This window comes from Acinetobacter baylyi DSM 14961 = CIP 107474, from assembly GCF_000368685.1.
Taxonomy (GTDB): domain Bacteria; phylum Pseudomonadota; class Gammaproteobacteria; order Pseudomonadales; family Moraxellaceae; genus Acinetobacter; species Acinetobacter baylyi.
The window spans coordinates 377298-389835 of sequence record NZ_KB849623.1 but is presented as its reverse complement, the minus strand read 5'-3'; the positions used below and the strand labels follow the sequence as shown (position 1 = coordinate 389835).

At 42.0% G+C, this 12538-nt stretch carries 10 protein-coding genes; 3 read left to right on the top strand and 7 right to left on the bottom strand.

The window, feature by feature from the left end; genetic code table 11:
* Positions 1–97: 97 nt before the first annotated feature.
* Entirely contained in the window at positions 98–1645 is a 1548-nt protein-coding gene (gpmI, locus tag F952_RS01800; RefSeq protein WP_004920731.1) for a 2,3-bisphosphoglycerate-independent phosphoglycerate mutase, read from the top strand.
* A 10-nt stretch (positions 1646–1655) separates the two neighbouring features.
* Positions 1656–2837 carry a S41 family peptidase gene (locus tag F952_RS01795; protein ID WP_004920728.1) on the top strand — a complete coding sequence of 394 codons (1182 nt, stop codon included), beginning with the start codon at positions 1656–1658 and terminating at the stop codon, positions 2835–2837.
* A gap of 1 nt (position 2838) precedes the next feature.
* On the opposite strand, the gene F952_RS01790 is transcribed toward F952_RS01795, so the two are convergent.
* The 3 genes from F952_RS01790 to gacA are packed head-to-tail and all read right to left on the bottom strand — an operon-like array spanning position 2839 to position 6506.
* Positions 2839–4254: a sigma-54-dependent transcriptional regulator gene (locus F952_RS01790; RefSeq protein ID WP_004920725.1), complete on the bottom strand. Its 1416-nt coding sequence runs from the start codon at positions 4252–4254 to the stop codon at positions 2839–2841.
* Between the two features lie 17 nt (positions 4255–4271).
* Positions 4272–5849, bottom strand: coding sequence for a sensor histidine kinase (locus F952_RS01785; RefSeq protein WP_004920722.1), 1578 nt, complete (start codon positions 5847–5849; stop codon positions 4272–4274).
* Between the two features lie 21 nt (positions 5850–5870).
* Positions 5871–6506, bottom strand: a complete 636-nt coding sequence (gene gacA, locus F952_RS01780) for a response regulator transcription factor GacA (protein WP_004920720.1) — start codon at positions 6504–6506, stop codon at positions 5871–5873.
* Positions 6507–6719: 213 nt separating this feature from the next.
* Between gacA and pbpG the strand changes: the two genes are divergently transcribed.
* Positions 6720–7778, top strand: a complete 1059-nt coding sequence (gene pbpG / locus F952_RS01775; protein WP_004920717.1) for a D-alanyl-D-alanine endopeptidase PBP7/8 — start codon at positions 6720–6722, stop codon at positions 7776–7778.
* A 93-nt stretch (positions 7779–7871) separates the two neighbouring features.
* Here the strand turns inward: pbpG and thrC are convergent, their stop codons facing one another.
* The 4 genes from thrC to xerD form a co-directional block, all read right to left on the bottom strand.
* Positions 7872–9011, bottom strand: coding sequence for a threonine synthase (gene thrC, locus F952_RS01770; protein ID WP_004920712.1), 1140 nt, complete (start codon positions 9009–9011; stop codon positions 7872–7874).
* A 60-nt stretch (positions 9012–9071) separates the two neighbouring features.
* Positions 9072–10373: a homoserine dehydrogenase gene (locus tag F952_RS01765; protein ID WP_004920709.1), complete on the bottom strand. Its 1302-nt coding sequence runs from the start codon at positions 10371–10373 to the stop codon at positions 9072–9074.
* 175 nt (positions 10374–10548) lie between these two features.
* Positions 10549–11361 (bottom strand): DsbC family protein, encoded by an 813-nt coding sequence (locus F952_RS01760; protein ID WP_004920707.1) that lies wholly within the window; start codon positions 11359–11361, stop codon positions 10549–10551.
* A gap of 129 nt (positions 11362–11490) precedes the next feature.
* Positions 11491–12408: a site-specific tyrosine recombinase XerD gene (gene xerD / locus F952_RS01755; protein WP_004920706.1), complete on the bottom strand. Its 918-nt coding sequence runs from the start codon at positions 12406–12408 to the stop codon at positions 11491–11493.
* Positions 12409–12538 lie beyond the last annotated feature (130 nt).

Here is a 12538-nt window from a genome sequence, read left to right as displayed (position 1 = left end):
GATCAAGATCATGCAAAGTCATCATACAGACGTAGAGTCTTGATGGAAAATTCGGTAAGATAACGCGACGAAATTATAGGCATAACGAGAGTAAATCATGACGGATGCAACTGTTGCAAAAATCCCTCACGTTTTGGTGATCATGGATGGGATCGGACATCGCGAGGCAATCAAAGACAATGCGTTTTTGGCAGCGAAAACTCCTTCTCTTAGCATGATGAAACAAAAGCATCCGCATAGCCTGATTTCTGGCTCTGGTGAAGATGTGGGATTACCAGATGGTCAAATGGGTAACTCTGAAGTTGGCCATATGAATCTGGGTGCTGGTCGTGTGCTGTATCAGGACTTTACCCGCATTACCAAAGATATTCGTGATGGTGTTTTTTTTGAGCATGAGGTTTTAGTCGATGCTGTTGAAAAAGCCAAAGCAGTGCATGGTGCTGTTCATATTATGGGTTTGCTCTCGGAAGGTGGTGTTCATTCACATGAAGATCATATCGTCGCCATGTGTGAATTGGCTTTAAAACGTGGTGCAACCGTTTATTTACACGCTTTCTTGGATGGTCGCGATACACCGCCAAAAAGTGCACAGCCTTCTTTAGAAAAACTGGATGCACTTTTTGCTCAGTATCCAGAGCAAGGACGTATTGTGAGCATGATTGGTCGTTATTTTGCGATGGATCGTGACAATCGTTGGGATCGTGTTGAGCAGGCTTATCGTTTATTGACCGAAAGCGAAGCAGTACGTACCGCACAAAGTGCAGTGCAGGGTCTGGAACTGGCATATGCTGCTGGTGAAAGCGATGAGTTTGTCAAAGCAACACGTATTGGCGATGCCGTAGCCGTACAAGATGGTGACAGTATCGTGTTTATGAACTTCCGTGCCGACCGTGCCCGTGAGTTAACACGTGCATTTGTAGAACACGATTTCTCAGGTTTTACACGCCAACGTATTCCACACCTTTCAAAATTTGTCATGCTGACACGTTATCAAGCTACCATTGATGCGCCAGTCGCTTATATGCCAGAAGCACTACATAATTCGATTGGTGAATATTTATCAAATTTGGGTAAGACACAGCTTCGTATTGCTGAAACTGAAAAATATGCTCATGTAACGTTTTTCTTTAGCGGTGGACGTGAAGACGAATATCCAGGTGAAAAACGTATTCTGATTCCATCACCAAATGTTGCCACCTATGATTTGAAACCAGAAATGAGTGCCTATGAAGTCACAGATCAATTGGTCAATGCCATTGATTCTGGTGAGTTTGATTTACTAGTTGTGAACTATGCCAATGGTGATATGGTCGGTCATACAGGTATTTTCGATGCTGCAGTGAAGGCCGTTGAAGCAGTAGATACATGTCTAGGCCGTGTTTACCAAGCCGTAATGGCAAAACATGGTCACATGATTATTACGGCAGATCATGGTAATGTGGAGCAAATGCAAGATTACCAAAGTGGTCAGGTGCATACACAACATACAACTGAACTGGTGCCATTTATTTATGTTGGCCCAACACAGGCAGTGATTGCAGAAGGTGGTGTCTTGGCTGATGTGGCGCCAACATTACTCAATTTGATGCAACTTCCTGTACCTGCAGAAATGCAGGGACGTAATTTAATTACTCTCTCTTCATAAAGGTGACTGCATGGCTCAACGCTTCAATTATCGCGTTTTTTTAACAAGTGTGTTGATGTGTTTGAGTCCGCTTTCATTTGCTGCCCCTCTGATTCAACCTTCAAGTAATGTTGATGAAGATGGGCATGAGCTACATTCTGCTGAGGTACCAGTCGAATCCATTCAGCAGTTTGTTCAGATTTACAATCTGGTCAAAGACAACTATGTGGAAGCTAAATCGGATGATGCCTTGTTCCAGCAAGCGATCAAAGGTCTGGTCAGCGGTTTAGATCGTTATTCTCGCTATTTGTCTCCAGAAGATTATAAGCAATTGGTACAATATACCGAAGGCGATTTGGCATCTGTCGATTTTGCTTTGGTTTACGATGCACGAATTCATCAGTGGGTGGTCCGTGATCTTAAAGAAGGTGCAGATTCCTACAAGTTAGGTCTTAGAAATGGTCAGAATGTTCTTAAGATTGATGGACAAGATCTCCAAACGCTCAATCATGATCAGGTGCATACCCTGCTTTATGGCTCCATTGGTACGCCCATACAAATTCAGACGGCTGAAATGCCAGTATCTCAAACCCTGATCCGAAATAAAAAAATAGAGGCGGATGTTCAGCCAATTCTTTTGCATAACCAAGTGCTGGTTTTAAAAGTTAAAGTCTTTCAGCAGGATACAGCTAACGAAATTAAGCGTTTGTTAGAAGAATACGGCTCGCCACGTTTGAAGGCTGTCATTATTGATCTGCGTAATAATCCGGGTGGACTTCTTTCTGCCGCAGTTGAATCTGCTGATTTATTCTTGAATCAAGGAATTATTGTTTCAACCAAAAGTCGTTCGGAAGGTAATCAACAATTTCAGGCCTTACCAAGCAGTGAATTTTTGCGTTTGAAGATGGGTATCTTGATTAATCACCGTTCAGCATCTGCTGCCGAGGTATTTACCGCTGCCATGAAAGATCATCAGCGTGCCTGGGTGATTGGCGAAAAAAGTTATGGCAAAGGCGTCGTGCAGAAACTATTTCCATTGCCAGATGGTTCAGCTTTGCAAATGACGGTATCGCATTATTACACACCAGATGGCAGCATGATTGAAGGTAAAGGGATTCAGCCGAACCAGCGTTATCCTTTACCTGCCGACATGAAAGATGAGACTTATTTGGAAAATGTAGCAGATCTATTGCTTAAACAGCCCAAATCCTGATTTAGCCATCATCAGTATCAAGCCCAAATTTTTTCAGACGATAGCGAAGAGAGCGAAAACTCATTCCTAATTTTTTTGCGGCTAAAGTACGATTCCAGTGTGTACTATTTAACGCATTAAGCAGCATATCTTTTTCAACTTTTTCTAAATATTGTTCAAGTCCTTCATGTGGAAATTCTAAATTTTGCTGAGATGTTGGTGCTATTGATACTGTATTCGAAATCGGTGTTAAATCTAATTCTGGGATAGTGGTTTGGCGTAGTAGAGAGCTGTTTAATTGCTGAAGGTCTATTGATGCTCCATCACTTAAGGTAATGGCACGTTCCATCATATTGCGTAATTCCCGAACATTTCCTGGAAAGTCATAATGTAGTAGATAATGTTCAGCCGCAGGGCTCAAATGCTTTAAAGGCAGGTCCCATTCATGACAAACATGCTGAATAAAATGCTTGGCTAACAGTAAAATATCTTGTCCACGCTCACGTAGTGGAGGAAGCTGAATATCCATGACATGAATTCGAAAGAATAAATCCTGACGAAATTTGCCTTGCTGGACTAAAAGTTCCAGATTCTGATGGCTGGCACTGATCACACGAAAATCGACATCAATTTCACGATCTGAACCAATTGGACGGATTTTCTTTTCTTGAACAGCGCGTAGTAATTTAACTTGCATCGTGAGAGGAAGTTCTGCAATTTCATCCAGAAATAGACTTCCTCCATGTGCCGATAAAAGTAATCCCTGTTTATCTTGTGTGGCACCTGTGAAGCTGCCTTTCTTATGGCCAAATAACTCACTCTCCATGAGTTCTGACGGAATTGCACCACAGTTTAGTGCAATAAACGGCCCTTCATTGCGATTGCTTAAGCGATGTACCAGATTGGCAACCACTTCCTTACCTGTTCCAGACTCACCTGTAATAAATACGGGTGCCTGCGAACGTGCAATTTTTCTAAGTGCTATACGTAGTTGTTCAATGGGTGCAGATTGACCAATCAATAAACGATGCTCAAGCGTGTCTTGTTCATTGTCTGGTGCCGTTTGGCTACTATGCAGTGCAGTTTGAATCAGTTGACTAAGATGCTGTTGATTGATGGGTTTGCTCACAAAGTCAAAAGCACCGGCTTTTAACGCTGCAATTGCAATGCCCATATTGCCATACGCCGTAATCACGGCAATGGGTAAGTAAGGAAAGCGTTCTGTAACGTACTGAACAAAATCAAGTCCATGTCCATCGGGTAGGTTGAGATCGGTTAGGCAGGCATCATAATGTTGTTGTTGTAACAATTGTTTGGCACGTTGTAGGTTGTAGGCACAATCTGTCTGGACGCCGAGACGTGAAAGACTGATTTGCATCAATGTACAAAGGTCTTCTTCATCATCAATGAGTAAAACACGTGGTTGTTGTTCGGTCATAACCCCAAAAACCTAAATTATTCGTTTTCCTTTATTGAGCACTGAATTCTAAAACAGGCTCCTTTTTCTTGTTCTACATACGTTAGCTTGGCATGATTGACCTCGCACAGACTATGAGACAAATATAATCCTAAACCAGTTCCTTTGATTTCGGTACTAAAAAAAGGCTTAAATAGTTGAGAAATATTCCTTTTTGTGACGCCGTCGCCATAATCAATAATATCAATCCACAATATATCGCCATTTTCCTTCACTGAAATTTCGACGAAGGGTGCATCAGGTGCATTATGACGTAATGCATTACGGGTCAGATTAATAAGAACTTGACGTAACTGTGATGGATCAAAAATTATTTGTAGATCTTCACGGGAAAAGACCAGACGAATTTGATCTTTGACATCGGTTAGGTCTTCTTCAAGTAAACCATATAAAAATGCTGTCAACTGAATCACAACAGGATAAGTCGCATGATTACGAGCCATACCTAACGTATCTTCAATAATACTGTTAATACGTTTGGTCTGTTTTGCAATCATATATTGCAATTGTTTCTGTTGTGCAGAATCACTATCTGTAAATAACTCATTGGCTTGAGCAATGGCTGCCAGAGGATTACGAATTTCATGCGCAATACTGGCAGAAAGCTGTCCGAGTGCGGCCAGTTTAAGCTGCTGCACATGCTGATTGAGTTTTTGGGTATCTTGTAAGGTCAATAAAATTAATGATTGCTTCGGAATCTGTAAGCGTTGAATGCGGATATGGATTTGGTAAGTAGAAAGCTGTGATTCAAAATTGAATTTTTCACCATCTTGAAGATTTGTAGACTTTAAAATTTCAAACAGATCAGGTTGAACTTTTGCCAAGGTTAACTGCTCATGTGCGAACAGGGGGGGGATACCTAGAAAGTTACAGGCTGCTGGATTGCTGACCACAACATAATAATTTTCATCCAACACCAGATAGCCATCATCGACCTGATCCAGAATATATCGATTGATATTTTGCAGTTGATTTAAGATATCGGACTGATAGTTGGTAATGGTTTCCAGAATCTGAAAACGGCGTACGGCAATCTGCCCGATTCCGTATACCACGAAAAATAGAAAGGCCAGTAGAATGCTATCCCCAATCGCATTGAGGTGATCTGTATTAAATAAAACAATTACAATTTGCTGGTAAACCAGAATAATAACCGCCAGTAGAGTCATCACCAGCGACATTCTGGCATGTAGTAGAATCGCCGCCGAGAAAACAGTCACGACATACAGTAGCCCCAAATGTAAATTGGGACCCCCCACGGCATATGTTAAAAAACTTAAAGCGATAATATCGATAATAAACAGTGAACTGAGTTGCTGCGTTATCCACTTAGGATAAAATCGAAATAGCGCACCTTGTATAAAATTGATAAGTGTGTAGGCAATGAGGGTATAAAAGTAAGTATCAGGTTGAGGATAATCACTTCCAACTCGCCCACCCGTGATATAAAAAATGAGTAATAGGCTAAATGCAATAATAAAGCGATACAGGGTATACCATGTGCCCAAACGATAGATGGTATAAGACAGCATGGTGGATGGTAGCTGAGATTGCATCAATCATCCTTGTAGCGCAGATTAAGGTTTGATTAATCCGTAACGTATTGCTAGATGGGTGAGTTTTACATCGCTATCGATGCTGAGTTTTTCAAAAATTCGATAGCGGTAAGTATTCACTGTTTTAACACTAACAAAGAGTTTATCTGCAATTTCCTGAGCACTAATACAGTTAACGACCATCATGGCGACCTGCATTTCACGTTCTGATAAAGCATCAAATGGAGATTGTTGAGTGTCGGAAAGGTAAGAGCTGGCAAGCTGCTCGGCAATATCAGCACTAAAGTATTTTCCACCTTGCATCACTTTATTAATGGCGCGAACCATTTCAGCAATGGGGGCACCTTTGGTGATATAACCTTTGGCACCTGCTTTCAGTAAGAGCGATGGGTAGGGTTCTTCTGCTAGACCGCTCACCGCAATCACTTTGGTGTCTGGAGCTGTCTGCAATAAGCGACGTGTCGTTTCTACACCACCAATACCAGGCATATTGACATCTAGTAAAACCACTTGAGGATGCTTCTGACGCACAATATTAATGGCTTCTTCTCCAGATTCTGCTTGCCCAATCACATCAACATCGGCTTGATCCTCAAGCATACGGCAAATACCCGTACGTACCAATTCATGGTCATCAACGACTAATACAGTGATCACACAGGCCTCCTGAAATTACAAAGATGGTTTTTTGTTACATAAAGCAAAATTCGCTTGCATTGTAATGACAAAATTAGCAATCCTATTCACATAAGTTGAGAGAATAGTTGTACGCAAAAATGTCTGACATTGCCATCATGCTTTATGCTCAAATGTAAGGCATAATAGTGGTAATAAGCAAATTTGTGTTTACCCTGAGTTGAGTAATTTGCCGTGAAAAATGCCAAAAAATCTCTAAAACATGTATTAAGCATGTCGATTTTATTAGGTTTGAGTTCAACAAGCTTTGCAGAACTCATTGTGAATCCATCTTCAGGGAACGCTGCTGGGTCTGCTTCCTTAACATGGTCATCTGATGATGCAAACCAGTTGTTAAACTCGGATCGTACGATTGATACTGTGCGAAGCCCGCAAGGTTCTACCTCAGTAACCACCACTGTCCGTAATGCAGCGCCACCATCATCTGCTTCATCGTCATCACCTGCCTATGTGATTCGGGATACGACAAACTATGCTGCACAGCCGTCCGTGAATGCCCGTGCTGCACTGGTGATGGATGCCCAGACGGGTGAGGTACTGTACAGTAAAAATACCAATACATCTATGCCCATTGCTTCATTAACCAAATTAATGACAGCGGTAGTCACATCTGATGCACGTCTTGATATGTCAGAAGAAATTACCTTAGAGCAAATTGATTTTGCTGGGGCAGGCGGTAAAAACTCAAGTTCTACATTGCGCGTGGGCGACAAGATGAATCGTGCAGAAGTACTTTTGTTTGCATTGATGAAATCTGAAAATCCTGCTGCTGCTGCGTTGGCACGTACTTATCCTGGCGGTCGTCCTGCATTTGTTGCTGCCATGAATGCGAAAGCGCGTCAGTTGGGTATGACATCTACTCATTATGTAGAGTCATCAGGGCTTGATCCGCACAATGTATCTTCAGCTCGCGATCTTGGTATTTTGGTGAGTGCGGCGTCTCAATATGGTTTGATCCGTCAGTTCTCGACCACACCAAGTTATGATTTCAATTTAGGTTATCGTGTTTTAAAGTCAAACAATACCAATGCATTGGTACGTAATGGCGGTTGGAATATCAATTTATCCAAAACGGGTTATATTAATGAAGCAGGTCGCTGTGTTGTCATGCATACCACTGTAAACTCACGTCCTGCTGTTGTGGTTCTGTTGGGTGCAAGTTCGACACAGGCACGTAATAATGATGCCACTAATCTTTTAAACTGGTTAGCGCAACAACCAAAACGAATTTAAGACGATCTACAATATCAAGTTAGATGTCATAAAAATCTAGATATAAAAAAACCAGTTGCAAGCAACTGGTTTTTTTAATGGGAAAATTAATTCTTACATATTAGAAAGAATCGAATCTTTTACCTGATTCATTGTGGCATCAATGGATAGCATGACTGCATCAGCACATTGTTTGATGGCGGTATCTGGATCTTTTAAGCCATTTCCTGTCACTGTACATACAATCACAGAACCTTCAGCAATTTTGCCCGCTTTAATGTCACGGATTGCACCACCGATAGACGCTGCAGAAGCAGGTTCTACAAATACACCTTCGTACATAGAGAGTAAACGTTGAGCTTCTAGAATCTCGCTATCTTGAAGTTCATCAAACCAGCCTTGAGAGTCACGTACAACGGCTTTAGCGTGGTTCCAGCTTTGTGGATTACCAATACGAATCGCAGTTGCAACAGTTTCTGGTTGCTCCACTGGTGCACCACGTAAGAATGGTGCTGCACCTGCTGCCTGATAACCGACCATCGTTGGTAAGCCTTCAGGTTTAGGACCAGTAAACTGGTCTGTAGCGGCATCATAAATCACTTGCTCAAATTGATCTGCTGGCTGGTTAGCGACTGCTTCGGTATAACCCATCCAGTGTGCCGTGATATTACCTGCATTACCCACGGGTAAGCAGTGATAATCAGGCGCACGACCTAAAGCTTCCACGATTTCGTAAGCAATGGTTTTTTGACCTTGCAAACGATACGGATTAATTGAGTTAACAATGGTGACAGGCGCTTGATCGGCAACTTCTTTTACTAGACGCATACCATCATCGAAGTTACCGCGGATTTGCATAGTGATTGCGCCATACATCATGGCTTGCGCCATTTTACCCATGGCAATTTTACCTTCAGGAATCAAAACAAACGCTTTGATGCCTGCACGTGCTGCATAGGCAGCAGCGGCAGCCGAGGTATTGCCTGTCGATGCACAGATAATCGCTTTTGAACCTTCTTCAACGGCTTTGGTGACTGCCATAGTCATACCACGGTCTTTAAATGAACCTGTTGGGTTCAAACCTTCATACTTGACATAAATTTCGACATCTTTGCCAATGATACGTGGAATATTCTCTAGTTTAATCAGTGGAGTATTTCCTTCACCTAAAGAAATAGCTCGTGTCGTTGCAGAAACTGGCAAGCGGTCACGATAACGATCTACGAGACCGGTATAACGATTGGCATTAGACATGATGATGTATGTTCCAAGAGTAAGGTAGAGCTGGCGAGAGGGAAGACCCTCTCCACCCGATTAACTATCAAGCGATTCTAAACGAATTCGCACAATTTCGCCATGAATTGCAGGTAAAGCCTGAATTTTTGCAAGTGCTTCGTCCATTTTGGATTCCACAACTGGATCAGTCAGAATTACAATAGGGATAAGATCTTTTAAACGTGACTGCTGCATAATTGCATCGATACTAATACCAGCACGGCTTAAGATGGTGGTGATATCTGCCAACACACCTGTCTGATCTTCTGCATCGACACGAAGGTAATAACCTGTTGTCATTTCTTCGCGTTTTAAAATAGGTACATCAGTCAAGGCTTCAAACGCCAGTTGTGGAATGGTCCCCGCACCATCTTCGGTATATGAAATATCACGTACAATATCCACGATATCGGCTACCACAGCAGATGCTGTTGGGCCTGCACCTGCACCTGCACCATAGTACAATGTTGGGCCTACAGCGTGTGCCTGCACCAGTACGGCATTTTTAACGCCGTTGACATTGGCAATTAATTCTTCTTCTGGAATTAGGGTTGGATGTACGCGTAATTCGATACCGTTTTCAACACGACGTGCAATCCCGAGATGTTTGATACGAAAGCCAAGCTCTTCGGCATACTTCACATCTTGCGCTGTAATCTTGCTAATACCTTCGGTATACACCTTGTCAAATTGAAGTGGAATACCAAACGCGCATGATGCCAAGATCGTAAGTTTATGTGCAGCATCAATCCCTTCAACATCAAAAGTAGGATCGGCTTCTGCATACCCTAACTCTTGTGCTTCTTTTAGTACATCTGTAAAGGCACGGCCTTTATCACGCATTTCGGTCAGGATGAAGTTTCCAGTCCCGTTAATAATACCCGCCAACCATTCAATTCTATTTGCTGCCAAGCCTTCACGAATCACTTTAATAATCGGGATTCCGCCAGCCACTGCTGCTTCATATGCAACTTGTACTGCATTATCTTCAGCCGCCTTAAACAGCTCATTACCATGCTCTGCAAGGAGTGCTTTATTTGCAGTAACGACCTGTTTGCCATGCTTGATCGCTTCCATGATGACTTCGTAGGCAGGATGGATACCACCCATAACTTCAACCACAACATCGACATCTGGCTGACGGACGATATGCATCAAGTCATCGCTTTGTTGAATACCTTCCAACTCAAGATCTGGACGAGAACGGCGGGTTCCGACATGGGTAATTTGAATTTCACGACCGGTGCGACGTTTAATTTCAGCAGCGTTTTCTTGTAATAGTTTAAGGGCACCACCACCAACGGTTCCAAGACCGAGTATTGCCAGACGAACTGGTTTCACGTCACACTCCATACATGCATAAAAAATTGAATGAGTTTAGATCATAGCTAAAAAAAACGTCAGACTCTAGGGTTTGTTGGCAATTCCATAAACAATTGCCAACGCATTTAATTTTTAGTCAAGACCTTTTTGGTTTAAACAAGGTTTTTAATTATTGTTTGAATGATAAAACAACTTATTTCAAGCGTTTTACCAGTTCATCAGGTGTCAAATATCCACCTAAGTATTCGCCATTGGTGTTGTAAATTGCAGGTGTACCATTTACACCAATATTTAAACCAAGCTGATATTGTTCACGTACTGGGTTTTTACATTGAGCTGCTTGTACAGGTTGTCCTTGCACGGCCTGCGTAAAGGCAGCTTTACGATCCTGACTACACCAGACCGCTTCCATGGTTGGCATAAATTGCTCACCACGTGGCCAAGCAATATAACGAACTTCAATACCTTTGGCGGTAATTTCATCAAGATGTTCATGCAGTTTATGACAATATGGACAGCTTGCATCTGTAAATACGTAGATGACATGTTTTGCCTTGCCGTCTTTAGCTGGATAAACAATCAAGTCTTCTTTTTTTAAGGCTGCAAAGAGCTTTTTGTTTTCGGTGGCTTGTAATGCATCACCGACACTGACCAATTGTTTGTCGCCCAAACGAATGACATCCCCCTGAATAATATACTTTCCATCACTCGTTGCATAAATAGAGGGCATACCTTCCAAACTCACCCAATATAAATTGGGAACTTCAGTAGCTTGAACATTCACAATCTTGGCATTGATATTTGCTGTTTTAAGATGCTGTTGCAAAGTTGAAATTAAACGTTGTTGCGCATTTCGTTCACTTAAAGTTGAAGCTTCGCCTGTAGCAGGAGTATTGGCTGTAAGCGTATCTTGATTAGCAGATTGATCCTGCTTAGAACATGCAGATAGAGCGAAACTGCCAGCCAAAGCGCAGGCGATAAGAAGATGCGAACGGGTAAACGTCATAAACAACCCTTTTCATTTCATTTGTTATTCAAGCCGATAAGAATATCAAAAAAATACTCAAATGATGTTAATTATTCGATGCCAACTGTAACTAGAAAAATATCGCATGCACATGATTCAAAAGATAGATTAGCCACGAGGATGGTATTTTTCATGTAATTGTTGCATACGAATCTGTGCCACATGGGTATAAATTTGGGTGGTTGAAAGATCGCTATGGCCTAACAATAACTGTACTACGCGTAAGTCTGCGCCATGATTGAGTAAGTGAGTCGCAAAGGCATGGCGCAAGGTATGAGGAGACATTTCTGGTAAAATATTGGCCTGTAAGGCATAGCGTTTAATGGCATACCAGAAATTTTGTCTGCTCATGATACCGCCATGCTGGGTAAGAAACAGATAATCAGTATGGCTTTTATAGAGTTGTGGCCGAGACTCTACCAGATAACGTTCAATCCAGTCTGTTGCCATTTGGCCGAGCGGAACCAGGCGCTCTTTGTTACCTTTGCCTGTGATCCGCAAATAACCCTGTTTTAAATTGATGAGTTCAAGGCGTAAGTTCAATAGCTCTGAAACACGTAAACCACAGGCATACAACACTTCAAGCATGGCCCGATCGCGTAGTCCAAGTGCAGTATTGGTGTCGGGTGCATGAATTAATGCTTCTACATCCTGTTCTGATAAATCTTTTGGCAATGTACGACCAAGCTTTGGACTTTTATGTAAAGCTACTGGGTTATCATCGCGAATTTTCTGTTCACGCAAGAATTTAAAAAACTGTCTAAGCGCTGATAAGCTGCGTGCGATTGAACGAGGGCTTTTACCTGTTTTGGTCAGTTCAATCAGCACATCCGAAATAGTTTCTGAAGACCATTGTGGTAAAGGCACAACCACAAGCTGAGCACATTGGATTAAATCGCTCAGATAGGCGTTACGTGTATGAGGACTTACACTTTGAGCCACCAGATAATCGCGAAAACCTTGTAAAAAACTAAATTGTTCTGGAATGGTAACGGGCGCAGGAATACGAGGTTTTTTACTGACCATTTGGCATCATGTGTCTTGAAATAACAGTACATTAGATCAAAAAAAACGACTTGTCGATGAGATTCCGATGATGCAAATCGTAAAGATTCCTTATTTGTTAATTATTCTCATTTGTATGTATACTATGCAA